Origin of the sequence: Streptomyces sp. S465, assembly GCF_026898115.1 — a bacterium.
Taxonomy (GTDB): domain Bacteria; phylum Actinomycetota; class Actinomycetes; order Streptomycetales; family Streptomycetaceae; genus Streptomyces; species Streptomyces luomodiensis.
Window position 1 is genome coordinate 5625440 of sequence record NZ_CP114036.1, and the last position, 23073, is coordinate 5648512.

At 70.6% G+C, this 23073-nt stretch carries 20 protein-coding genes; 10 read left to right on the plus strand and 10 right to left on the minus strand.

What is annotated here, in order from left to right:
- Positions 1-5 precede the first annotated feature (5 nt).
- From N6H00_RS23665 to N6H00_RS23675, 3 genes are read right to left on the minus strand one after another with little or no spacing between them, the layout of a single operon-like run.
- Entirely contained in the window at positions 6-773 is a 768-nt protein-coding gene (locus N6H00_RS23665; RefSeq protein ID WP_268973836.1) for an enoyl-CoA hydratase/isomerase family protein, read from the minus strand.
- Positions 770-1246 (minus strand): Zn-ribbon domain-containing OB-fold protein, encoded by a 477-nt coding sequence (locus N6H00_RS23670; protein WP_268973837.1) that lies wholly within the window; start codon positions 1244-1246, stop codon positions 770-772. The genes N6H00_RS23665 and N6H00_RS23670 overlap by 4 nt, the downstream gene beginning before the upstream one ends.
- Positions 1247-1294: 48 nt before the next feature.
- The gene (locus N6H00_RS23675) at positions 1295-2446 is read right to left on the minus strand and encodes a lipid-transfer protein (RefSeq protein ID WP_268977085.1); all 1152 of its coding nucleotides are present in this window, start codon (positions 2444-2446) and stop codon (positions 1295-1297) included.
- Between the two features lie 161 nt (positions 2447-2607).
- Here N6H00_RS23675 and N6H00_RS23680 point away from each other — a divergent pair, with 161 nt between their 5' ends.
- On the plus strand, positions 2608-4203 hold the full coding sequence (locus N6H00_RS23680) for a FadD3 family acyl-CoA ligase (RefSeq protein ID WP_268973838.1): 1596 nt from the start codon (positions 2608-2610) through the stop codon (positions 4201-4203).
- A 130-nt stretch (positions 4204-4333) separates the two neighbouring features.
- Here the strand turns inward: N6H00_RS23680 and N6H00_RS23685 are convergent, their stop codons facing one another.
- The 5 genes from N6H00_RS23685 to N6H00_RS23705 form a co-directional block, all read right to left on the minus strand.
- Positions 4334-5143, minus strand: a complete 810-nt coding sequence (locus tag N6H00_RS23685) for a TIGR03619 family F420-dependent LLM class oxidoreductase (RefSeq protein WP_268973840.1) — start codon at positions 5141-5143, stop codon at positions 4334-4336.
- A gap of 198 nt (positions 5144-5341) precedes the next feature.
- Positions 5342-5530 carry a hypothetical protein gene (locus N6H00_RS23690; RefSeq protein ID WP_268973841.1) on the minus strand — a complete coding sequence of 63 codons (189 nt, stop codon included), beginning with the start codon at positions 5528-5530 and terminating at the stop codon, positions 5342-5344.
- Between the two features lie 217 nt (positions 5531-5747).
- Positions 5748-6095, minus strand: a complete 348-nt coding sequence (locus tag N6H00_RS23695) for a hypothetical protein (RefSeq protein WP_268973842.1) — start codon at positions 6093-6095, stop codon at positions 5748-5750.
- A 209-nt stretch (positions 6096-6304) separates the two neighbouring features.
- Positions 6305-9229: an AfsR/SARP family transcriptional regulator gene (locus tag N6H00_RS23700; RefSeq protein ID WP_268973843.1), complete on the minus strand. Its 2925-nt coding sequence runs from the start codon at positions 9227-9229 to the stop codon at positions 6305-6307.
- Positions 9230-9339: 110 nt separating this feature from the next.
- Entirely contained in the window at positions 9340-11778 is a 2439-nt protein-coding gene (locus N6H00_RS23705; RefSeq protein ID WP_268973844.1) for an ATP-binding protein, read from the minus strand.
- 145 nt (positions 11779-11923) lie between these two features.
- On the opposite strand from N6H00_RS23705, the gene N6H00_RS23710 reads away from it, so the two are divergent.
- The 5 genes from N6H00_RS23710 (at position 11924) to N6H00_RS23730 (ending at position 18248) form a co-directional block, all read left to right on the plus strand.
- On the plus strand, positions 11924-13156 hold the full coding sequence (locus tag N6H00_RS23710) for an amidohydrolase family protein (protein ID WP_268973845.1): 1233 nt from the start codon (positions 11924-11926) through the stop codon (positions 13154-13156).
- Between the two features lie 246 nt (positions 13157-13402).
- Entirely contained in the window at positions 13403-14350 is a 948-nt protein-coding gene (locus N6H00_RS23715) for an LLM class F420-dependent oxidoreductase (protein WP_268973846.1), read from the plus strand.
- A 47-nt stretch (positions 14351-14397) separates the two neighbouring features.
- A complete protein-coding gene (locus N6H00_RS23720) occupies positions 14398-15180 on the plus strand; it encodes an SDR family NAD(P)-dependent oxidoreductase (RefSeq protein WP_268973847.1) in 783 nt (260 codons plus the stop codon).
- A gap of 151 nt (positions 15181-15331) precedes the next feature.
- Complete coding sequence (locus N6H00_RS23725) at positions 15332-16459, plus strand: LLM class flavin-dependent oxidoreductase (protein ID WP_268973848.1); 1128 nt, start codon at positions 15332-15334, stop codon at positions 16457-16459.
- A 46-nt stretch (positions 16460-16505) separates the two neighbouring features.
- The gene (locus N6H00_RS23730; protein ID WP_268973849.1) at positions 16506-18248 is read left to right on the plus strand and encodes an N-acyl-D-amino-acid deacylase family protein; all 1743 of its coding nucleotides are present in this window, start codon (positions 16506-16508) and stop codon (positions 18246-18248) included.
- Positions 18249-18309: 61 nt separating this feature from the next.
- On the opposite strand, the gene N6H00_RS23735 is transcribed toward N6H00_RS23730, so the two are convergent.
- Both N6H00_RS23735 and N6H00_RS23740 read right to left on the minus strand, forming a co-directional pair.
- On the minus strand, positions 18310-18510 hold the full coding sequence (locus tag N6H00_RS23735; RefSeq protein WP_268973850.1) for a DUF397 domain-containing protein: 201 nt from the start codon (positions 18508-18510) through the stop codon (positions 18310-18312).
- Positions 18507-19373: a helix-turn-helix domain-containing protein gene (locus tag N6H00_RS23740; protein WP_268973851.1), complete on the minus strand. Its 867-nt coding sequence runs from the start codon at positions 19371-19373 to the stop codon at positions 18507-18509. Before N6H00_RS23740 ends, N6H00_RS23735 begins: the two co-directional genes overlap by 4 nt.
- A 188-nt stretch (positions 19374-19561) precedes the next feature.
- Here N6H00_RS23740 and N6H00_RS23745 point away from each other — a divergent pair, with 188 nt between their 5' ends.
- The 4 genes from N6H00_RS23745 to N6H00_RS23760 all read left to right on the plus strand — a co-directional run bounded on the left by N6H00_RS23745 (position 19562) and on the right by N6H00_RS23760 (position 23072).
- Entirely contained in the window at positions 19562-19972 is a 411-nt protein-coding gene (locus N6H00_RS23745; RefSeq protein ID WP_268973852.1) for an ATP-binding protein, read from the plus strand.
- A 154-nt stretch (positions 19973-20126) separates the two neighbouring features.
- Positions 20127-20981 carry a hypothetical protein gene (locus N6H00_RS23750; protein ID WP_268973853.1) on the plus strand — a complete coding sequence of 285 codons (855 nt, stop codon included), beginning with the start codon at positions 20127-20129 and terminating at the stop codon, positions 20979-20981.
- The gene (locus tag N6H00_RS23755; protein WP_268973854.1) at positions 20935-22440 is read left to right on the plus strand and encodes a B12-binding domain-containing radical SAM protein; all 1506 of its coding nucleotides are present in this window, start codon (positions 20935-20937) and stop codon (positions 22438-22440) included. Before N6H00_RS23750 ends, N6H00_RS23755 begins: the two co-directional genes overlap by 47 nt.
- Complete coding sequence (locus N6H00_RS23760; RefSeq protein WP_268973855.1) at positions 22437-23072, plus strand: dTMP kinase; 636 nt, start codon at positions 22437-22439, stop codon at positions 23070-23072. Before N6H00_RS23755 ends, N6H00_RS23760 begins: the two co-directional genes overlap by 4 nt.
- The last annotated feature ends 1 nt before the right edge of the window (position 23073 follow it).

A 23073-nucleotide genomic window follows, 5' to 3' on the forward strand; every position in this document is an offset into this window, starting at 1 on the left:
CGGCCTCACCGGGTACGGAAGCCGGGCGTGCGGGCCGCGAAAAGCGCGGCCTGGCGTCCCGGCGGCAGATTGCCCAGCGCGATCAACTGCGGCGCTCGCGCGAGCGCCTGAGCCAGCGTCGTCTCCTTCGCCGCCCACAGCGCCCTTACGGTGCCCTGCACCGCCTCCGTCGGATACGACGCGATGACCGAGGCGGCGCGGATGGCCGCCGTAAGGGCTTCACCGACCGGGGTCACCTCGCTGACCAGGCCCGTCTCATACGCGCGCCGGGCCGTGAGCCGCTCCGCCGTCCCCATCAGCGCCATCCGCGCGACTTCGCCCATCGGCATGCGCTGCGCCATGTAGACGGCCTCGTAGGCGCTGACCATCCCGTAGCTGGTGTGCGGGTCGAAGAAGGTCGCCGTCTCGTCCGCGACGATGAACTCGGTCTCGCCCAGCAGATAGAACGCCCCGCCGCACGCCATCCCGGCCACCGCCGCGATCACCGGCTTCCACAGGTCGTTCGCCTTCGGTCCGACGGTGCGCAGCGGATCGTCCATCGCGTACGGCGACGGCGGCTGCGGGACCTCCACCGAGCGGTCGACACCGGTGCTGAAGGCCCGGCCGCCCGCGCCGGTGAGGACCACGGCCCGGACCGACGCGTCCTGGCGCAGCCGCCGCCATACGGCCGTCAGTTCGCCGGCCGTCTCCAGGTCGATGGCGTTGTGCCGCTCGGGCCGGTCGAGGGTGACGACGGCGACGCCGCCCTCGTCGGCCCGCACACGGACCGTCATGGCCGCTCCAGCAGCCAGCGGACCACCGTGAGACCGTCGTCCGTCTCGTGGAAGGCGGCCTTCACGGGCGCGCCGATGCGGAGGCGCTCCGGCGGGACCGAGTTCAGCGCCGCGTCGGCGGAGGCGACCAGATTGCCCACCAGCCGGATGCGCGGGGCGTCCGCGAGCTCCACGAGGATCACGTTGTAGGGCGCCTGGGCCGCGTAGCCGGGCAACAGCGGCGGATGGGGCAGAACGTACGACCAGATCCGGCCGCGGCCGCTCATCTTTGTCCACAGGCTGTCGAAGGACTGGCAGTGGGGGCAGCAGGGCCGGGGCGGAAAGCGCGGTTCGCCGCAGCCGGCGCAGCTTTGGACGCGCAGTTCGCCGCGCGCCGCGTAGCGGAAGAAGGGCGCCCCGTCCTCGTCGGGCACGGGGGCCAGCAGCCCGTCGGCCCGGCCGCTTCCGGCCGTCGTCGTATCCGTCTGTGTCATGGCGTCGGTCAACTCCTCAACTCCTCAATCCCGCAGCTCGTCAGCTCCTCAGCTCCGCAGCAGCAGGGCCGATGTGGGAACCCCCTCACCTGCTGTGACCAGGCAGGTCGTGGCGCCGGGGACTTGGGCGGTGCTGGTGCCGCGCAGCTGTCTGACCCCCTCGGTGATGAGGTTGAAGCCATGGACGTACGCCTCGCTGAGGCCGCCCCCGCCGGTGTTGAGCGGCAGCCGTCCGCCGATCTCCAGCGCGCCCCCTTCGGTGAAGGCGGCGCCCTCGCCGCGGGCGCAGAAGCCGTAGCCCTCCAGGGAGAGCGGGATCAGTGGGGTGAACGCGTCGTAGATCTGCGCGACATCGATGTCCGCGGGTCCGAAGTCGGCGGTTTTCCACAGCCGGCGGGCAGCGGTCCAGGAGGGGCCGGTGAGCGGGTCGTCGTTCCAGTAGTTGACCATCCCGTGGGCTTGCGCGGGCAGCCCCTGGGCGGCGGAGTGGACGTACACGGGCCGGTGCCGGCAGTCGCGCGCCCGCTCGGCCGACACCACCACGCAGGCCAGCGCGCCGTCGGTCTCCAGGCAGTTGTCGAAGAGGCAGAGCGGTTCGCTGATCCAGCGCGCGGTCATGTACATCTCGCGGGTCAGCGGACGGTCGTACATGATCGCGGCGGGGTTCTGATTGGCCCGGTTGCGGCAGGCCAGCGCCACATTGAAGAAGTGATCGCGGGTCGCGCCGTACTCATGCATATAGCGCCGGGCCAGCAGCCCGATCTCATCGGCCGGGCGCAGCAGCCCGTAGGGCCGGGTCCACTGGGCCGGGGTGGGCAGCTGGACCCGGGTGTTGGTCCAGGGGCGCGGACCGCTGCCGCGTTTGCGTGACCGCCAGGCCACCCCGACGCTCGCCTGCCCGGTGGCGATCGCGGCCGCCAGATGCGCGACGGTCGCACAGGAGCCGCCGCCCCCGTAGCCGACCTTGCTGAAGAAGGTCACATCGCCCGCGCCGATGGCCTTGGCCACCTCGACCTCGTCGGTGTCCTCCATGGTGTACGAGGCGAAGGCGTCCACCTCGGACGGGGCGATACCGGCGTCGTCGAGTGCGGCGAGGATCGCCCGGCAGGCCAGGGTCTTCTCGGACTCGGGGAGGCGTTTGGCGAAGGGGGTCTGCCCGATGCCGGCTATCGCGGTCGCGTCCTTCAAGGGCGCCGCCATCGCCGTCGCGTCCTCATGTCCCGCCGTCGCCCTCGTCGCCCCCATGGCCGCCTCCGTGGTCGCGTTCACCGGTGCTGACAGCGGGGAAGGCTACCGCTAATCTGACGGTCAGTCAGCTACTAGGGTCGTCCGTCCCGGATTCCGGGGAGGGGAGCGGTCCGATGCGCAACACCATTCCGGCCCTGATCCGGGCGGCGGTCGAGCGGTACGGCCCGGCCGAGGCCGTCGTCGAGGGCCGCGCCCGGATCTCCTACGCGGAGCTCGGCGCCCGGATCGAACGCGCGGCGGCCGCGTGCGTCGCCTCGGGTCTCGAACCGGGCGACCGCGCCGCGGTCTGGGCGCCCAACACCACCGACTGGATCGTGGCGGCGCTCGGCGTGGTCACCGCGGGCGGGGTGCTGGTCCCGGTCAACACCCGTTTCAAGGGCGCGGAGGCCGCGTATGTGCTGCGCCGCACCCGGGCCACGCATCTGTTCATCACCGGCACCTTCCTGGGCACCTCGTACGTGGCCTCGCTGCGCCGGGCGGTGGGGGAGGGGCCGGGCCGCGGCCCCCTGCCGGGGCTGCCCTATCTGCGGGAGGTGGTCGTCCTCGCCGACGACGGCCCGGAGGACTTCCGTACCTGGCGCGACTTCCTGGCGTCGGGCGAGGCCGTGCCGCCGGAGGAGGTCCGGTGCCGGGCGGAGGCGGTGCGGCCCCTGGACCCCTCCGACATCACCTTCACCTCCGGCACCACCGGTCGGCCCAAGGGCGTGGTGACCACGCACTCCCAGACCGTGCGCGTCTTCGACACATGGAGCGAGATCACGGGCCTGGCGGCGGACGACCGCTACCTCATCGTGAACCCGTTCTTCCACACCTTCGGCTACAAGGCGGGCATCATCGCCTGTCTGAGCCGGGGGGCGACGATGGTGCCGCAGCCGGTCTTCGGGGTGGAGACCGCCCTGGCCAATATCGCCGCCGAGCGCATCACCGTCCTCCCCGGCCCGCCCACCCTCCACCAGTCCCTCCTCGACCACCCGTCCCGCGCCGCCCATGACCTGTCCACCCTGCGGCTGGTCGTCACCGGCGCCGCCGTCGTCCCGCTGGAGCTGGTGGAGCGCCTGCGCTCGGAGCTCGGGGTCGCCACCGTCCTGACGGCGTACGGACTGACGGAGGCGTCCGGCATCGTCACCATGTGCCGTCGCGGCGACCCGCCCGAGGTCATCGCGGGGACGGCGGGCCGCGCGATCCCGCACACCGAGGTCAAGGTCGTCCACTCCACCGGAGGGGAGCTCCCCCCGGGCCGGCCGGGCGAGGTCTGGGTGCGCGGCTACCACATCACCCCCGGCTACTTCGAGGACCCGATCGCCACCTCCCGCACCATCACCCCCGACGGCTGGCTACGGACGGGCGATGTCGGGGTGCTGGACGAACGCGGCAATCTGCGCATCACCGACCGCATCAAGGACATGTTCATCGTCGGGGGCTTCAACGCCTACCCGGCCGAGATCGAGCAGCTCATCGCCCGCCACCCCGATGTGGCCGACGTGGCCGTGATCGGCATTCCGGATCCGCGGCTGGGCGAGGTCGCCAAGGCGTACGCGGTCCGCCGCCCGGACTCGACGCTGACGGCGGACGACCTGATCGCCTGGTCGCGGCGGGAGATGGCCAACTACAAGGTGCCGCGGCAGGTGGAGTTCCTCCCCGCACTGCCGCGCAACGCCAGCGGCAAGATCCTCAAGGCCGCGCTCCGGGCCGGCCGCCCAGTGCCGTAGCTCCGGGCCGGCCGCCCAGTGCCGTAGCTCCGGGCCGACCGTCCAGTGCCGTAGCTCCGGGCCGGCCGCCCGTCCCCGCAGGGCCCTCGCTCACCTTCGCGGGCCCTTGCTCACCTTCGCGGGCCCTCGCTCACCCCCGCAGGGCCCTCATCCGCCGTCCGAAGCCCTCGGCGTCGCCGAACCACACCGCGAGGTGGTCCGCTCCGGCGGCGGCCCACGCGTCGATCTCGGCCCGTACGTCCCGCACGTCCCGGTCGTCGTCGTCCCAGCCGATCCGGGCTCCGGCGTGGACGCGCCGGCCGCCGCTCAGCTCGCGCAGCCGGGCGAGGTGCCCGGCGAACTCCCCGGGGTCGAGGCCGAACCCCTGCCACCAGTCGCCGATCTCCGCGGTCCGGCGCAGCGCGGCGGGGGAGTTGCCGCCGATGAGGAAGGGCACGGGCCGCTCGGGCACGGGCTGGAAGACCGCGCGGTCGTCGAAGGAGTGGAACGCGTCCTGGTACGGGCCGCCGCCGCTCTCGTGCAGATGCCGGATGAGCCGCAGGGCGCTGGTCGTCCGGGCGCCCCGTTCCGCGAAGTCGGCCCCCGCGGCGTCGAATTCGTACCGTTCCCACCCCGTGCCCGCCCCCAGGACGAACCGGCCTCCGCTCATCCTGGCCAGCGTCGCCGTCTGCCGGGCGAGGATCAGCGGGTCGCGCAGGGGCAGCACCAGGACGGAGGTGCCCAGGGTGATCCGCCGGGTGACCGCGGCGATGGAGGCGAGCGCGATGAGCGGCTCGTAGACCCCGCCGTAGCGGTCCGGGCCGTACGGGCCCGGGGGCAGCACATGGTCGGGGAGCCACACTCCCTCGTATCCGAGCGCCTCGGCCTCCTGGGCCAGTGCGGTCAGTTCCCGTGGACCCATCCGCGGGGACTCGTCGGGGAGGACGACATGCAGCTCCATCGGGGCTCCTCTCACGGCCGGGGCGGGCCCGGCGGCTTCGATGAGCCCTTTCTAGACCCTGACATCAGTGCGAAGGTCAACGCCGGCGCCGGGGAAGCCAACGCCGACGTCCGAGGAGGTCAATGCCGGGAAAGTCGATGCCCGGGGGGACGAACCGGGTCTGCCGGCCCGTCCCCCCGGGCGATGAACGATCACGTCCTAAAAAGGAATGGGTGCGGGAAGGTGTTCGTCCATGGGGATGGCGACGACGGCCGTGTCTGTGTCCTGACCGGCGGCAGCGGAGGGGCCCGTCTGATGGTGGGTGGCCGCCAAGGCCGGAGTCACGGCACCGAACGCGGCGGCCGCTGCGATCGCCAACGTGGCGAACGCCTTCTGCGTGCGAGTCATTGCAGCTCCTCAAGCAGGGGGAATTTATCCATTTTGTATTGCAAATATGTGAGTAGAGGGATAAGCGTTCGGCCGTCTGGCTCGAAGTGGTCGAATCTTGGCGCGAAGCAGTCAGAAACTGGCGCAACACCTGGGGCCGATGCCGACGGCTTCCCCTCCCCGCCGCCGACATCGGCCCCTTGCGGTGTTACCTGGTTGGATTCTGGTTCGCTGCCCGCTACTCGGAGTCCGCCGAGGTCGACGCCGCATCGGTGTCGTCGGCGGAGGTGAGCCTGGGCGGGGTGGGCATCTGCTCGTCCATCGTGCGGACCGTGCTGGAGTCGGTGCTCGGCTGCTGCTTCTTCTTCGCGGCGTCAGCCGTGAGCGCCGCGGGTGGCGCCGGCATCTGCTCGTCCAGCGTGGTGAGGTTCGGGGACGGTGCGGGCATCTGCTCGTCGAGCGTGGTGATGCTCGGGGACGGTGCGGGCATCTGCTCGTCCATGGTGATGGCGGCCCTGGACGGGGACGGCATCTGCTCGTCCATGGGCCTATAGGCGTCGGACTCCGGCTTCTTGTCGTCACTCATCACGATCAACTTCCTCAAGCTGTGGTTGGCAGAGTGCGACGCCCGCCCGGCGACTCCCCCGTGGATCGCCGGACGGACGTCTCAGGGCCGTTCACCCTAGTGATGGGACCTGACAACCGACCCGCCTGCCCCCCGCGGGGACGGATCGACCGAGTAACAGCATGCCGGGGGGCGATAAACGATTGATGAACGGGCCGACGGGGCCTGTGTTATGCGGTGGCCGCGGGCATCAGCAGGCTCTGGACCTCGGTTGCCTCGGTCGCTCCCAGCCGTTCGTGAATGGCCAGCGCCTCGCGCCAGCATGCCTCGGCCCGTTCGCTCTGCCCGAGCTCCGTCAGCGCCTTCCCGAGGACCGTGAGGACGATGGCGCGCCGCCACTCTCCCCCATGGCCCCGGAGGGCGAGCGCCTGCTCCGCGTGCGCGGCGGCCTGAGCCGGGCTGTGCATCGTGAGATGAGCCTCTGCCAGGCGCTGGTGTGCCATCCCCTCCCACAGGGGCTGGCGGCTCTGGCGGAAGAGGGCCAACGCCTCCGTCAGTTGCTCGAGCGCCTCAACCGCTTTGCCGGTGCCGGTCAGGGCGATGCCGAGGGTGTACTTTCCGTTGGCCAGCCGCAGGATGTGGCCGAGGCTCTGGAAGATGCCGAGTGCCTGCTGGGCCAGCTCGACCGCGCTCTGCATGCGGTGCATCTCGAGATGGACGCGGGAGAGGCTGCACAGCGCACTCGCCTCCCCCGGGCGGTTGCCGTCCTCGCGGAAGGCGTCGATCGCCTGGAGGAAGCACGCCTCCGCTTCCTCGGGAAGCTTCCGGTGCAGCGTGAAGATGATGCCGCGTTGGTTCGGGACGCGGCTGGTGGGCACCGGGTCCTTGGTGGCCAGGCCCAGTGCCATGGCGCTCTGGGCCTGCGCCTCGGCGTCGTCGTACCTCCCCGCCAGGCTGTAGGCATGGGCCAGGAAGGTTCTGGCGCGCCCCTCGGCGAGGAGGTCGCCGGCCTCGTGCGCGGCCTGGCTGATGGCCGCGGCGACCGCCTCGTAGCGGCGCGCGTTGGCGCCGGACTCGGCGAGGTCGGTCGCGGCCCCGATCAGGTCCGCGGCCTTGCCCATCGTGGCGCCGCGGGCGGATTGCCGGGCGCAGGCCAGCAGGCAGTCGGCCTCGCTGAACAGCCAGTCCAGGGCGGCGTTCTGGTTCGGGAAGGTGAGCCCGGGGTGATCGGTGGGCGCCAAGTGGTCGACCAGCCGGTCACCCGGCCGCTCCACCGCGTACACCTGCGCGGTGGTGGCGAGGTAGAAGTCCAGCAGCCGGGCCAGGGCGGCGTCACGCTCGGCGCTCCGCTGGTCGCGCTCCGCGCAGTCACGTGCGTAGAGCCGCACGAGGTCGTGATAGCGGTAACGGCCGGGGGCGGCGGACTCCAGCAGAGACGTGTCCACGAGGGACTCCAGCAACTCCTCGGCCGCGAAGGTTTCCATATCGAGCAGGACGGCCGCCGCCGCCAGGGAGATGTCCGGGCCGTCGGCGAGGCCCAGCAGCCGGAAGGCCCGAGCCTGCTGGGGCTCGAGTTGTCCGTATCCCAGCTCGAAGGTGGCCTTGACCGCCAGGTCGCCGGCGCGCAGCTCGTCCAGCCGGCGGCGCTCGTTGCCGAGCCTGTGCGCCAAGGCGGCCACGGTCCAGGTGCGGCGGGCGGCGAGGCGCGAGGCGGCGATGCGGATGGCCAGCGGCAGGAAGCCGCAGGCGGCCACCACGTCCATGGCCGCCTCCCGTTCGGCGTCGACCCTTTCCGCGCCGACTATGCGGGTGAAGAGAACGAGTGCCTCGTCGGGGCTCATCACATCGAGGTCGACCAACTGGGCGCTCTCCAGGTCGACCATGCGGGTACGGCTGGTGACCAGCGCGGCGCAGCCCTCCGTGCCAGGGAGCAGCGGCCGTACCTGGGCCGCGTCGCGGGCGTTGTCGAGAAGCGCCAGTACGCGACGGCCGTCCAGGGTCGAGCGGTAGAGGGCGGCGCGCTCGTCGACGCCGTCGGGGATCGACGAGTCCGGGATGCCCAAGGCGCGCAGGAAGGCGCCCAGGACCGCCTCCGGTTCGGCCGGGACCGGGCCCGCTCCCTGGAGGTCCACGTACAGTTGCCCGTCCGGGAAGTGATGGCGGGCGGCGTGTGCCACGTGGACCGCGAGCGTCGTCTTCCCCACGCCGCCGATCCCGGCGACGGCTGACACGGCCATGACACGCCCCTCGGCCGTGGCGAGCTGGTCGCTCAGCTCATGGACGAACGCGGTGCGCCCGGTGAAGTCCGAGACGGTGGCGGGGAGTTGGGCGGGGCGTACGAAGGTGGGGCCGGCGTCGGCGCGGAACTCCACCGGAAGAGCCAGGCCGGCGTCGGCCCGCAGTATGCGCTGGTGCAGTTCGGACAGTGCCGCGCAGGGGTCCACGCCGAGCTCGTCGGCCAGGAGCCGACGGGTGTCGTTGTACACCGCCAGGGCCTCGGCCTGCCGGCCACTGCGGTACAGAGCCAGCATCAGCAGCTCCCGCAGCCGTTCCCGCAGCGGGTGCAGGGCGGTCAGCGCGGTCAGCTCGGAGACCGCTTCGGTGTGGAGGCCGACGCTCAGGTCCAGGTCGAGCCGGTTCTCGATGAGCACCAGATGGCGCTCCGCGAGCCGGGCGCGCTGGGTTTCCGCGTACTGCCCCGGTACGCCGGCGAGGGGCTCGCCCTGCCACAGGTCCAGCGCCTGGTTGATCAACTCACGTGCCCGTGCGCGGTCGCCCGAGTGCTGGGCCTTCTCCGCCTCGGCGGCCAGCTGTTCGGCCACGTCGATGTCCAGTGACCCGACCCCGGAGCGGATCGCGTAGCCCCCGGACTCGCTGACCAGCACATCGGAGTCGACTCCGAAGGCTTTGCGGAGCCGTGAGGCGTAGGTGCGCAGCGCGGCGATGGCGGCGTCGGGCGGGTCGTCGCCCCACAGGCCGTCGACCAGCTCCGGGGCGGTCGCGGTGCGTCCACCGCGCAGCAGCAGTGCCGCGAGCAGGGCCTTCTGCTGCGGTGAGCCGGTATTGAGCTGCTCCTCGCCTCGCCAGGCGCGGACCGGTCCGAGCACGGTGAAGCGCAAATGCTGGCCTTGCACCTGCTCCTTCTCGCCGGCCATGGTCTCCCCCTGCCTGTGCATCTCAGTCGCACGGGCCAGTTTGCCCTGTCAGGGGCCCCTACGTCAGTAGGGGACGAGTCTCTCCACAAGCCCTTCAGAGTTGTCCGACATCACGTAGGCGACGAACCGTCAGGTCGGGGCAGAGCATTCGGCCATGGGTCCATTTCCGCGAAGGGCGTCTGATGGCCGATAGTCCGCTCCGGGGTGGGGCATGAGTCCGCAGCGCACGCCGACAGCAGTTCCTGTACTTCCCGGCACTCCGGTGCCTGCGCATGGCGGCAAATGGCGAGCGCCTCGCGCAGGCATTCCCGGGCCCGATCCGTCTGGCCTAGGGCGATCAGCGCTTTGCCCAGAATGGTGAGGAAGGAGCCGCGCCGCCGCTCGCCGCCGAGCCCGCCCAGGGCGATGGCTCGCTCGGCGTGTTCGGCCGCCTGATCCGGACGGTGCGCGGCGAGTAGAGTTTCGGCCAGCCGGAAATGGGTCATGCCCTCCCAGAGGGATTGACGATTCTCGCGGAAAATGCCGAGCGCCTGGGTGAGGAGATCCTGCGCCTCGTCCAGACTTCCGGTGCGCGTCAGCGCGATGCCCAGGACGTACATGCCATTGGCGAGCCGGAGCGAGGTGCCGAGCCTGCGGTAGATGGACACCGCCTGTTCGGCGAGTTCCACACCGCTTCGTACGCGGCCCGTGTCGAGGTGGAGGCGCGCGAGGTTGGACAGCGCGCTCGCCTCACCGGCCTCGTTGTCATCGGCGCGGAAGGCTTGGAGCGCCTGGCCGAGGTGTATCTCCGCCTCGTCGTTCCGGCCCTGCTGGAGGGCGATGAGGCTGCGCTGGTTGGGGACGCGGCAGGCGAGCATGGGATCGCGGATGTGTGTCCCCAGCTCCAGGGACCGCCGTAGTTCGGCATCGGCCTGGTCGAGTCGTCCCGTGAGCTGATAAAGGTGGCCCAGCGTCAGCCTCGCATGGCCTTCCGCGCGCACATCGCCGGATTGCCGGGCCGCCTCGCTTATCGCCCTGGCCGCCGCCTCGTACTGGCGCGACTTGGCGCCGGACTCGGCGAGATCCACTGTGGCCATCAGAAGGTCCGCGGCACGGCGGCGGGTGGTTTCGCCGACGCACTGGCGGGCGCATGCGATCAGGCAGTCGGCCTCCGCGAAAAGCCAGTCCAGCGCGGCTGCCGAGGAGGGGAAGGACAGCCCCGGGTGGTCGGTGGGCGCCAGGTGTTCCACCGTCCGGTCACCCGGTCGCTCCATGGCGTACACCCGGGCCCCGGTGGCCAGGTAGAAGTCCAACAGCCTGGACAACGCCGCGCCCCGCTCCGCCTCCGGATGCTCGTCGCTGTGCGCGCACTCCCAGGCGTAGAGGCGCACCAGGTCATGGAAGCGGTACCGGCCCGGTGTGGCGGATTCCATGAGGGAGATGTCCACGAGCGATCCGAGAAGTCTCTCGGTCTGCCCGATGTCCAGGTCGAGCACCGCGGCGGCGGCCTCCGCGGAGATGTCCGGCCCGGCGGCCAGTCCGAGCAGCCGGAAGCCGCGTGCCTGCTGTGGCTCCAGTTGTCCGTAGCCGAGCTCGAAGGTGGCCTTCACGGCCAGGTCTCCGGCCCGTAGCTCGTCCAGTCTCCGCCGCTCGTCGGCGAGCTTTTCGGCGAGTGCGGACACGGTCCAGGTGCGGCGGGCGGCGAGGCGTGAGCCGGCGATGCGAATGGCCAGCGGCAGGAAGCCGCAGGAGGTGACCACGTCCATCACCGCGTCGTGCTCGACGCCGGCCCGCTCCTCGCCGACGATGTGGGCGAAGAGGGCGAACGCTTCGGACGGGGTCATCACGGCGAGGTCGACGAGATGGGACTCCGGCAGGTCCGCCATCCGGGTGCGGCTGGTGACCAGGGCGGCACACGAGGGGGAACCGGGCAGGAGCTGCCGCACCTGGGCGGCGTCGCGGGCGTTGTCGAGCAGGACCAGCACCCGGCGCCGGGCCAGGAGCGAGCGGTAGAGCGTGGCGCGCTCCACGGTGCCGTCGGGAATGACCGAGTCCGGAGTCCCGAGGGCGCGCAGGAACGCGCCCAGCACGGCTTCCGGATCGGCGGGGGAGGCGCCCGCGCCCTGGAGGTCGACATAGAGCTGGCCATCGGGGAAGCGGCTGCGGGCCGTGTGCGAGACGTGGATGGCGAGAGCGGTCTTCCCGATGCCTCCGGTGCCCGATATGGCCAGGACGGGGGCGCGGTCACGATCGAGAACGGCGGCGAGCCGATCGCTCAGCTCATTGACGAAGACGGACCGGCCGGTGAAGTCGGCCACGGCCGCGGGCAGCTGCGCGGGGCGTACGACGGTGGTCCGGCCATGTGCGGAACGCGACGCCGCGGCCGCGGACAGCTCCGAGACGACATCGGAGGGGCGCCCGCGCTCCAACTCCAGTTCGATCCGCGTCCGGCCGAGTCCGAGGCCGGGACCCCCGCCAAGGGATACGTCCGCCTCCTCGCCATGCCGGGACCGGTTCGGTACGGACCCGGTGGAACCTTCCTGCCGCCCCAGCCGCTTGTCGCCGACCATGGTGCCCCCCGCACGTGCTCACTCGCTGTACGGCCAGTTTGCCGTGCCAGTGGCCCGTACGTCAGTAAAGAGTGCGATGTGTCTGGCGACGCGTCCCTCGCCGCCGTGAGCTGACGAACCGTCAGATCGGCGCTACCGTGCAGTCATGGAGAGCTTCCCGAAGATCATCTCGGTGGACGACCACACGGTTGAGCCCCCTCACGTCTGGCGGGACCGTCTCCCGTCGAAGTACCGCGACACCGGACCGCGTATCGTCCGGGCGCCGCTGAAGGAGATGACGTTCGTCGGCGGCCGGTTCGCCCCGAAGATGGGCGCTCCCGGGGACGACGGGCCCCTCGCGGACTGGTGGGTGTACGAGGAGCTGCACCGGCCGCTGACCCGGCTGGACACCGCCGTCGGATACGACCGGGACGAGGTGCGGCTGGAGGCCATCACCTACGAGCAGATGCGGCCCGGCTCCTTCTCGGTGCCGGACCGGCTCGCGGACATGGACGTCAACCACGTCCAGTCGGCGCTCTGCTTCCCCACCTTCCCCCGCTTCTGCGGGCAGACCTTCACCGAGGCCGCCGACCGCGAGCTGGGGCTGCTCGGGGTCCGGGCGTACAACGACTGGATGGTGGAGGAGTGGTGCGGCCCCGAGGCCCGGGGCAGGCTGATCCCGCTGATCATCGTCCCGCTGTGGGACGCCGAACTGGCCGCCGCCGAGGTGCGGCGGAACGCGGCGCGCGGGGTGCGTGCCGTCTGCTTCTCGGAGATCCCGCCGAACCTGGGGCTGCCGTCGATCCACACCGACGACTGGGACCCCTTCCTCGCCGCGTGCGACGAGACCGGCACGGTCGTCGCGATGCACATCGGCTCCTCCTCCCGGATGCCCTCGACCTCCGCCGACGCACCCCCGGCGGTCGGCTCCACGATCACCTTCGCCAACTGCTGCTTCTCGATGGTGGACTGGCTGATGAGCGGCAAGTTCGAGCGCTTCCCCCATCTGAAGGTGATGTACGCGGAGGGCCAGATCGGCTGGATTCCCTACATCCTCGAGCGCGCCGACGTGGTGTGGGAGGAGAACCGGGGCTGGGGCGGAGTGGCGGACAAGGTGCTGCGACCGCCGTCCGAGCTGTTCGCGGAGCATGTCTACGGATGCTTCTTCGACGACGCGTTCGGGCTGCGCAATCTCGACGCGATCGGGGTCGGCAACGTGCTGTACGAGACGGACTATCCGCACTCCGACTCCACCTGGCCCGCGTCCCGGGAGGTCGGCGAGGCGCAGATGGGGCATCTGGCGCCGGATGTCGTGGAGCGGATCGTCCGCGGCAACGCGATCGAGCTGCTGGGGCTCACGGCGGAGGGGCTCTGGGCGGGGGCGCCGGGGGTTGGCTGACGTGGGCGCGGCGGTACGGAGGGCCGGGTGTCCGGGTGTCCGGGCGTCCGGGTGTCCGCGTGTGCCGGGCGTTACGGGGGAGCGCCCGGCGCGCCGGACGCGAGTGCCCCGGACGCGGTCACGCCGACGGGGTGTTTCGCGGCCGGGACGAGACCCCGGCGCAGGCCCTTGTCTGATGGGCCGTCAGATACGACGATGGCCGACATCCGTCACGACGATGGCGGTTCACCGACGAGGAGGCCCGGCATGCGCGTCCTGCCCCGGGGCCGGTTGAGCTACGGCATGCAGCTGCCCGTCCAGTCGCAGTCCACCCTCTACGCCGAGGCGTGGGAGGCCGAGGCCGGTCCGGCCGAGCTCCTCGCGGTCGCCCGCGCCGCCGACCGGCTCGGCTTCGCGTACCTCGCCGTCTGCGACCACGTCGCGATCCCGCGGCGGCTGGCCGCCGCGATGGGCACCGTCTGGTACGACCCGGTGGCCACCCTGGGCTGGCTCGCCGCGGCCACCGAGCGGGTGCGGCTGCTCAGCCATGTGGCGGTCGCCGCGCTACGGCATCCGCTGCTGGCCGCCAAGCAGTACGCGACGCTGGACCACCTCTCCGGCGGCCGGCTGATCCTCGGGGTCGGGGCCGGGCATGTGCGGGAGGAGTTCGAGGCGCTCGGGGTGGACTTCGCCCGGCGCGGGGCGCTGCTGGACGAGACGGTCGACGCGCTGAAGGCGGCGCTGGGGCCGGAGGAGTTCCCCGGCTTCCGCGGGGAGCGGTTCGCGTTCAGCGGTCTGGGGCAGGCCCCGCGCCCCGTCCAGACGCCGCGGCCCCCGCTGTGGGTCGGCGGCTCCTCGCCCGCGGCGGTGCGCAGGGCGGCCGTCCGGGGTGACGGCTGGCTGCCGCAGGGCGACCCCCGGGACCGGCTGCCCGGCCAGATCGCCCGGCTGCGCGCGCTGCGGGAAGCGGCCGGGATCGACGAGCCCGCCGAGATCGGCGCGATCACCGAACCGCTGTACGTGGGGGAGCCCGGCTGGGACGTGGGGCGCCGGACCCTGACCGGCGCGCCGGAGCGGCTGGCCGACAGCCTGCGCGCGTACGCCGCGATGGGGGTGGACCAGATCCAGGTGCGGTTCCGCTGCCGGGACCACGCCGAGCTCACCGACCAGATGGCGGCCTTCGCCACCGATGTCGCCCCGCACCTCGATGACTAGCTCGATGACCTGGCTCGACGACTGGCTCGATGATGAGGGAGAACGCGATGGGCAAGCTGGACGGGCGGGTCGTCCTCATCACCGGGGCGGCGCGCGGGCAGGGGGAACAGGAAGCGCGGCTGTTCGCGGCGGAGGGCGCCCGGGTGGTCCTCGGCGACGTACTGGACGGGCCGGGCGAGGCGCTGGCCGAGGAGCTGGGGGAGCGTGCCCGCTTCGTGCACCTGGACGTGGGCCGGGAGGACGACTGGGCCGCCGCCGTCGCGGCCGCCAAGGACGCCTTCGGTGCGGTGGACGGCCTGGTCAACAACGCCGGCATCCTCCGCTTCAACGAGCTGACCAGCACCCCGCTGGCGGAGTACCTGGAGGTGGTCCAGGTCAACCAGGTCGGGACGTTCCTCGGGATGCGGACGGTGGCGCCGGAGCTGGCGGCGGCGGGCGGCGGGACGATCGTGAACACCGCCTCGTACGTCGCCCTGTCCGGCATGGCCTTCCTCACCTCCTACGCCGCGACGAAGGCGGCGGTGGTGGGGATGACGCGGGTGGCCGCGATGGAGCTCGCGGACAAGGGCATCCGGGTCAACGCGATGTGCCCGGGGGCGATCGACACCCCCATGACCAACCCGGCCCAGCTCGACCCCGCCGCCGACAGCGCGGAGGCGTCGGCGGCGGTCGACGAGCTCTACCGCAAGCTGGTGCCGCTGGGCCGGATCGGCCGCCCGGAGGAGGTGGCGCGGCTGGCGCTCTTCCTGTCCTCGGAGGACTCGTCGTACGTGACGGGCCAGCCGTTCGTCGTCGACGGCGGCTGGCTGACCGGCGTCTCGGTCTTCTAGCCGACCACGAGTCGGTCACCCGGCCGACCCCGAGAACTGCGACGGTCCCCCGGCTCCCCCGGCGGCCCTTGACGGTCCATGTCCGCGGTGCCAGAGTCAATCAAAATCTGACGAGGCGTCAGATAGACGTCGTCTGAGGCGGTGAACCTCCATGGAATTCGGACTCTTCGTGCAGGGCTACGTCCCCGAAAGCCGACGCCGAACCGACCCCGAGGCCGAGCACCACGCGCTTGTCGAGGAGACCGAGTACGTCATCCAGGCCGACCGGTCCGGCTTCAAGTACGCATGGGCCTCCGAGCACCACTTCCTGGACGAGTACTCCCACCTCTCCGCGAACGATGTCTTCCTCGGCTACCTCGCCCACGCCACCGAGCGCATCCACCTCGGCTCCGGCATCTTCAACCCGCTGCCGCAGGTCAACCACCCCGTCAAGGTCGCCGAGAAGGTCGCGATGCTGGACCACCTCTCGGGCGGCCGGATCGAGTTCGGCTCGGGCCGGGGCGCGGGCAGCCACGAGATCCTCGGTTTCCTCCCGGGCGTGACCGACATGAACGCCACCAAGGAGATCTGGGAGGAGACGATCGCCGAGTTCCCCAAGATGTGGCTCCAGGACGAGTACCAGGGCTTCACGGGCAAGCACTGGTCGCTGCCGCCGCGCAAGGTGCTGCCCAAGCCGTACGGGGCCGCCCACCCGGCGATGTGGTACGCGGCCGGGTCGCCGCCCTCGTACGCCATGGCCGGCCGGAAGGGGCTCGGTGTGCTCGGCTTCTCCATCCAGAAGGTCTCCGACATGGAGTGGGTCCTGGACTCCTACAAGAGCGCCATCGAGGAGGCCGAGCCGGTCGGCGGCTTCGTCAACGACAACGTGATGGTCACCTCCACCGCGATCTGCGCCGAGACCCACGCCAAGGCCGTCGAGATCGCGGTCGGCGGCGGGCTGAACTACCTCCAGTCGCTGCTCTTCCGCTACCACGACACCTTCCCCCGCCCGGAGGGCATCCCGGAGTGGCCCGAGCTGCTGCCGGAGTACACCGAGGAGATCATCGAACTGCTCATCGCCGAGGAGCTGATGATCTGCGGCGACCCGGACGAGGTCTTCCGCCAGTGCAAGCGGTGGGAACAGGCCGGGGCCGACCAGCTGTCGTTCGGGCTGCCGATCGGGATCGGCTACGAGGACACGATGAACACGATCAAGCTCATCGGCGAGCACGTCATCCCGAAGATCGACACCGACCCGGTGCACCGTACGAGCCGTTTCCGCGACGCCACGGCGGGCTGACACGACAGACGTCACGGCGGGCTGACACCAGAAGGGACCTGAACCCGTGCTCGACCACCTGATCAAGGGCGCCACCGTGGCGGACGGCACCGGCGCGCCCTCGTACGTCGCCGACGTCGGCATCCGGGACGGCCGGATCGTGGCCATCGCCGAGCCCGGGACCGTCACCGAACCGGCCCGGTCCGCCGAGGACGCCACCGGGCTCGTCCTCGCGCCCGGGTTCGTCGACCCGCACACCCACTACGACGCCCAGCTGTTCTGGGACCCGTACGCCACGCCCTCCATGAACCACGGCGTGACCACCATCGCCGGCGGCAACTGCGGTTTCACCCTCGCCCCGCTCCACCCCGACCGCCCCGCCGACGCCGACTACACCCGGCGGATGATGAGCCGCGTCGAGGGCATGTCGCTGGTGGCGCTGGAGCGGGGCGCGTCCTGGACCTGGCACGGCTTCGGCGAGTACCTGGACGCGCTGGAGGGCCGGATCGCCGTCAACGCGGGCTTCATGGTGGGGCACTGCGCGCTGCGCCGCCACGCCATGGGCGAGGACGCGATCGGCGGGCAGCCCACCCCCGCGCAGCTGGCGGAGATGGAGCGGCTGCTGCACGAGGCGATGGACGCGGGGGCGTGGGGGCTGTCCACCACCCAGTCCTCGACCCACTCCGACGGGGACGGACAGCCGGTCGCCTCCCGGCACGCGCGGCCCGAGGAACTGCTGGCGCTCTCCCGGACCGTCGGCGAGCACGAGGGGACGCAGATCGAGGCGATCGTGGCCGGCTGCCTCGACCAGTTCTCCGACGAGGAGATCGACCTGCTGGTGGAGATGAGCGCGGCCGCCGGCCGCCCGCTCAACTGGAACGTGCTGACCATCGACGCGGCCGTCCCCGAGCGGATACCGCGCCAGCTCCAGGCCAGTGAACGGGCCCGTAAGGAGGGCGGCAGGATCGTCGCGCTCACCATGCCGATCCTCACCCCCATGAACATGTCGCTCGGCACCTTCTGCGCGCTGAACCTCATCCCGGGCTGGGGCGACATCCTGGGACTGCCGATACCGGAACGGATCGCCAAGCTCCGTGACCCGGCCGTACGGGCGGAGCTGCTGCGCCGCGCGAACAGCCCCGAGGCCGGGGTCTTCCGGCGGCTCACCACCTTCGAGCGCTACGTCATCGGCGACACCTACAGCGCGGCCAACGCCGGGCTGACCGGCCGGGTCGTCCGCGACATCGCCGCCGAGCGCGGTCAGGAGGCATTCCACTGCCTGGTGGAAATCTGCGCCGCCGACGGGATGCGTACGGTGCTGTGGCCCATGCCGACCGACAACGATCCGGCCAGCTGGGAACTGCGCCGGCAGACCTGGGAGCACCAGGACGTCCTGCTCGGCGGCTCGGACGCGGGCGCCCACCTGGACCGCATGTGCGGCGCCCCGTACACCACCCGCTTCATCGGCGACTGTCTGCGCGGCCGGAAACTGGTCGGCCTGGAACGGGCGGTGCGGATGCTGACGGACGACCCGGCCCGGCTGCTGGGGCTCCGCGAACGCGGCCGGATCACCGAGGGCTACCACGCCGACCTGGTCCTCTTCGACCCCGACCGGATCGACGCGGGCCGGGCCCGACTGGTCCACGACCTCCCCGGCGACAGCCCCCGCCTGGACTCGCGGGCGACCGGGATCGTGAGCGTCCGGGTGGGCGGCACCGAGACCATCCGCGACGACGAGATCACCGGCGCGATACCGGGACGGGTCCTGCGGTCGGGGCGCGACACGGAGACGGTGAGCACGAGGGGCTGACCGACCGGGCGGGGGCCCCGGCGGATGCCGGGGCCCCTGTCATGCGTCTGCGCTGCCCCGGCTAGTCGTCGAACACCCCGCGCTCGACGCCCCGGAGGAATGCGTGCCATTCCGTACCGGTGAAGCGGAGGGAGGGGCCGTCGGGGTTCTTGCTGTCCCGCACGGCGCGGCCGCCGTCGGATGTGGCCGCGATTTCCAGGCAGTTGTTGTTCTGGCCCGAGTACGACGACTTGATGTAGGGACCTATAACCTCAGGGGTCACGATGTGGCTTCCTTTTTGCTCCGCAGTACGCGCCGGATCAGCCGTGCGCTTGCATCCGGTGCCAGTGCGGCAGATCGTAGCTGTTCGAAAGCGCGGGTGTAAGCCGCGAGATCCTCGGCGCCTTCGAGGATGGACGCGCCTCTGAGGTTATCGATGGCGACGGCCTCAACGGTCGGCTGATCCTCGAAGCAGAACGAAGAAAAGGGGTACGTCATTCCGGCCTTCACCCCTGCTGACAGGGGCAGGACCTGAAGGGAAACGTTCTGCCGCTTCCCCACCTCGAGAAGGTGCTCCAGCTGTCCGAGGTAGATGTCGTCGGGGACCAGCGAGTTGATGACCACCGGCTCCCAGATAACGGCCGCATACCTGGTCCCGCCTTCGCCGATCTTCGCTTGTCTCCCTTCGCGCACCTTCACCAACTGAGCCACGACATCGGGCGCCACATAGTCGGGTCCGGCCATGGTTACGCACTCCGCGTACCTCGCTGTTTGCAGGAGGCCCGGCACCAGTACCGTCTGCCATTCGCAAATGGCCGTGGCGTCGTCTTCAAGCGAAATGTGGTTTCGGTAACCCTCTGAAAGCTCCGGGAAGTTCAGCCACCATCCGCGATGGTTGCTGTTCTTGGCGAGCCACACGAGGTGGTCGCGCTCTTTCTCGTCGCTGACGCCGTACCGGTCGAGGAGCAGTAGAACCTCAGCAGGTTTGGCCGTGGTGATCCCGTCTTCCATGCGGCTGATCTTGGAGCGCGATCCGTAGATGAACTCCGCAGCCTGTGCCTGGTCGAAGCCAGCCTTGATCCTGTGGCGCTGCATCTTGCGGCCGAACCGCCTGCTACGCACAGTCGGCTTCCCACCTGCGGGCATGTCGTTGTCTCCCTCTCTCAAGCCCAAGTCTGCCCCCAAGAACGAACGTCGGGTGACGATTCGCGTCGAGCGGTTCGTGCACATGTGCACTCTAGGGGAGTTGCGTGAGTGAGAGTCGCCAGCCTAGCCTCTGTGCATGCGCCGCTACGGAGCGCAATCTTGACGCACAGTCAGGGGGTAGGTCTGCCATGCCCAAGGCCGTTACGGACGACTCGCGACGGGACACCTTCCGGATCGCCAAGCACATAAGGAACGTGCCGGGAGCGCGGGCCCGGGTGGGCAAGAGCCTCGCGGACTGGGGCGTGAGCGGCGGCCTCGCCGACGACGTGATCCTGTCGGCGGGCGAACTGGTCTCGAACGCCATCAAGCACTGCCGCGTGACCTTCGCCCAGATCGAGATCAGCGTCTCGGTGCAGGGTCAGGACATCGTGCTCGAGGTGACGGACCCGGATGGTGACAGACTCCCCCGGCTCCGCGTCGTCGACATCGACGCGGAAGGCGGCCGCGGCCTCTACGTCATCGAGCAACTGGCGAACGCGTGGGGCCACACCCCCCGCCGGTGCGGCAAGTGCGTCTGGGCGCGGTTCCGCGGGCTGTAGCGGTCTGGCGAACGTCTCCCGAAGTCGTATGGCGGACGGTCCCAGACTCCGGCCATACAGCCTTTCGGTGGAGCGAGCCGCAAACACGTGTCACGCGGCACGGGAGCCTGCCATCATCCAGCGCAGACCTCATGTCCCAGCCGGAATCGAGCACATGACGACTATCACAGTGATCACCGAACACCCTGCCTGGCACGAGGCGCCCGGAGGCGCCGCACTGCGCGTCGTTCAACACCAGGAGGGCAGGTGGCTGGTCCACTGGCAGGAGGGCGTCGGCCTGACCCTTCGCCGCACCGACGTGGCGGATCCGGAGGCAAAGGCGGAGGCGCCGCCAATCGCCCGCACGGCCGCAGCCGGTCTGCCTCCTCACCCCGAGGCCGTCGTCCTGGTCGATGAACTGGCGCGTCTGGGCACGGTGACACGGCTGACCAATCCGTCTCTGTGGGACGCGATTACGACGGCTATCCTCCGCCAAGTCGTGCGGGCCCAGCAGGCGCGGTCGGTGTACCGGCGCTGGTGCGCGGCATATGGCAGCACCATGGAGACATCCGCCGGGACTGTGGCCCTGACGCCCGGTCCGGATGTAGTTCTCGGTCTGGACGACGAGCAGTTCGCTGCGGCCGGCGTCTTGTTCCACCGCACTGCCCTGCGGGCCGCTGCTCGTGCCTACCTCAAGCATGGCGAGACCTGGCGTCGGCTTGACCCCGATGATCTGGTCAAAGCGCTTGACGAGGTACCCCGTATTGGCCCGTGGACCGCTTCGGCGGCGGCAGCTGACTACACGGGTGACCACGCCGTCTATCCGTACAGCGACCTTGCCGTGCGCACCTGGGCGCGCCGCGCCGCGCCTGGCCTTGACTGGCCAGGCTCAGAGCGTGAGTTCGGTGCCCTGTGGCGCCGCTGGGCGCCCAACCGCGCGGAGCTCCACACCCTGACCCTCTTCACACTCGCTTGGGGGAGCCATGCCCGCATTACCCGGCAACCCGGAGGCAGCACGCACCGCACCTGACCTCATCGCCGGAGCTGATCCGACCCGCGCGCTCGACGCGGTGTTCGTCAACGCGCCGCTGCGCGACTACGCCATGCGGCCGCGGGTGAACAACTACACCTTGCCGGTTCTCGGCCTGGGCTACATCGCCACGTACGCCCGTGAGGTCGGCGGCTTCAACGTCGGAGTACTGGACGGCGAGGCGCACGGTCTCGGCGTCGAGGAGACCGCCCGGATCGTCAACGCGGCCGGCCCGCGGTGGGTCGGAATGAATCTGCTGGCGCCCACCTATGAGATGTCGGCACGGATCGCCGCCGCCCTGGATCCCGGCATCGCCCTGATGGTGGGCGGACACCACGCGCGGGCCATGCCCGGACGCATCCTCGATGACCCCCGCATGAGCCGTCTGTGGGCCCTGGTCATCGGCGAAGGTGAGACCCGCGTCGCCGCCCTGCTGGGCGACCATCGACGTCGCGCCGAACTCCCGGGCGTCATGTGGCGAGATCCGCTGCTCAGCACCCACGCCACCGGTTTGTGCCCGCCGGGGCAAGTCGCGCGGTGGCTGTCTCCCGATATCGACGGCTTACCGGTGGTCGACCGCGTCTTTCTGACTCAGGACCCGTACATGGCCAACGACGGCCTGTGCGAGGCGAACATGGTCGGGAGCCGGGGATGCCCTTACGACTGCGGCTTCTGCGGGGCAGCCGTTTCCGCCAACCCGGAGGTGAAGATTCGTTCACGAGCGCCGGAGGGCATCGTCGCCGAGCTACAGGCCTTGCACGCAGCCTACGGAGTAAGCGCGTTCCGGTTCGTCGATGACCTGTTCCTCGGTGCTGCTCGGGTCATCCGGCCACAGATGGCCGCTTTTGCCCGCCACGGCGTCGGTGACCGTTTCGTATGGGATGCCACGGGGCGGATCAATGTCCTGCACCGCGCCGACGACGACATGCTCGACACCCTCAAGCGCTGCGGGCTCCGAGAAGTCGCACTCGGCATCGAGTCCGGCAGTGACCGCGTCCTCATGGCCATGGACAAACGCATCACAGCGACGATGACCGAAGACGTCACCCGTCGGCTTCTCGCGCGAGGTATCCATGTAAAGGGTTACTTCATCTTCGGCTACCCCGGAGAGGAACGCGACGACCTCCGAGCGACGATGCGGCACATCCGCAACTTATGGAAGCTTGCCGACCGACAGCCCGGCAACTTCCGGGCCTCCGCGTTCGAGTTTCGCCCCTACCCAGGTACACCGATCTGGGCGGCGCTCGTCGCCTCCGGTCACGACCCGGACAAGCTGCTCGCCTACTCCGACGTTGACCTGACCCGTGACGGCATCGACGAGGGCATGCTCGCGCGTGACGAGTTCAACTTCTCCGTCGGCATCCAGTTCGGAGCCGTCCCGCTTGCGGAGCTGCGCACCGCGCTCGCCGAGGTCACTCGCGAGCAGCACGCCCGCACAACGAACGGAGCCGCGGCGTGATCCCGAAGCGAGGCACCTTTGTCACCCTCGACGGACCCGGCGCCGTCGGGAAGTCGACCACGCTCGGCGTTCTCGCCGACCGGATGCGCGTCCGAGGGACGGATGTCCTGGCCACGGCGGAACCCTCCACCAGCCCGCTGGGAGCTTTCACCCGCGCTCACGCCAACGAGCTTGGCGGCCGGGCCCTCGCATGCCTCGTCGCCGCCAACCGCTGGGAGCACATCGACGCCGAGATCCAGCCGTCTCTGGACGCCGGCAAGACCGTGCTCTGTGACCGCTACCTCGCTTCCACCCTTGTTCTGCAGCGCCTCGACGGGGTGCCGGAGCCGTATCTGCTCGCGGTGAATACCGGCGTCCTTCTGCCTGACCTGGCCGTCATCCTCACGGCCGAGCCGAGTGTCATCACCAGTCGTTTGGCCGCCCGCGGAGCCCGGCACCGCTTCCACGCGCCCACTCGCGAGGTGCAGTTGTACGCCGAAGCGGCCGAGACCCTACGCGGCATGGGCGTCCACGTGCTGGAAGTGGACACCACCCACCTGCAACCCCCGGCGGTGGCCGACCGGATCACCCACGCTCTCCCTCATCACACCGGTAGCCTCACACTCCACCCCATACCCGACGATCCCTGGTGAC

Excerpts from the sequence above, each read along its gene's own strand:
- N6H00_RS23740 (WP_268973851.1), bottom strand. The coding sequence starts at position 19,373 with ATGCCCGCAGGTGGGAAGCCGACTGTGCGTAGCAGGCGGTTCGGCCGC.
- N6H00_RS23690 (WP_268973841.1), bottom strand. The coding sequence starts at position 5,530 with ATGACTCGCACGCAGAAGGCGTTCGCCACGTTGGCGATCGCAGCGGCC.
- N6H00_RS23700 (WP_268973843.1), bottom strand. The coding sequence starts at position 9,229 with ATGGCCGGCGAGAAGGAGCAGGTGCAAGGCCAGCATTTGCGCTTCACC.
- N6H00_RS23710 (WP_268973845.1), top strand. The coding sequence starts at position 11,924 with ATGGAGAGCTTCCCGAAGATCATCTCGGTGGACGACCACACGGTTGAG.
- N6H00_RS23665 (WP_268973836.1), bottom strand. The coding sequence starts at position 773 with ATGACGGTCCGTGTGCGGGCCGACGAGGGCGGCGTCGCCGTCGTCACC.
- N6H00_RS23720 (WP_268973847.1), top strand. The coding sequence starts at position 14,398 with ATGGGCAAGCTGGACGGGCGGGTCGTCCTCATCACCGGGGCGGCGCGC.
- N6H00_RS23725 (WP_268973848.1), top strand. The coding sequence starts at position 15,332 with ATGGAATTCGGACTCTTCGTGCAGGGCTACGTCCCCGAAAGCCGACGC.
- N6H00_RS23680 (WP_268973838.1), top strand. The coding sequence starts at position 2,608 with ATGCGCAACACCATTCCGGCCCTGATCCGGGCGGCGGTCGAGCGGTAC.
- N6H00_RS23670 (WP_268973837.1), bottom strand. The coding sequence starts at position 1,246 with ATGACACAGACGGATACGACGACGGCCGGAAGCGGCCGGGCCGACGGG.
- N6H00_RS23750 (WP_268973853.1), top strand. The coding sequence starts at position 20,127 with ATGACGACTATCACAGTGATCACCGAACACCCTGCCTGGCACGAGGCG.
- N6H00_RS23705 (WP_268973844.1), bottom strand. The coding sequence starts at position 11,778 with ATGGTCGGCGACAAGCGGCTGGGGCGGCAGGAAGGTTCCACCGGGTCC.
- N6H00_RS23755 (WP_268973854.1), top strand. The coding sequence starts at position 20,935 with ATGCCCGCATTACCCGGCAACCCGGAGGCAGCACGCACCGCACCTGAC.
- N6H00_RS23695 (WP_268973842.1), bottom strand. The coding sequence starts at position 6,095 with ATGAGTGACGACAAGAAGCCGGAGTCCGACGCCTATAGGCCCATGGAC.
- N6H00_RS23675 (WP_268977085.1), bottom strand. The coding sequence starts at position 2,446 with ATGGCGGCGCCCTTGAAGGACGCGACCGCGATAGCCGGCATCGGGCAG.
- N6H00_RS23745 (WP_268973852.1), top strand. The coding sequence starts at position 19,562 with ATGCCCAAGGCCGTTACGGACGACTCGCGACGGGACACCTTCCGGATC.
- N6H00_RS23715 (WP_268973846.1), top strand. The coding sequence starts at position 13,403 with ATGCGCGTCCTGCCCCGGGGCCGGTTGAGCTACGGCATGCAGCTGCCC.
- N6H00_RS23685 (WP_268973840.1), bottom strand. The coding sequence starts at position 5,143 with ATGGAGCTGCATGTCGTCCTCCCCGACGAGTCCCCGCGGATGGGTCCA.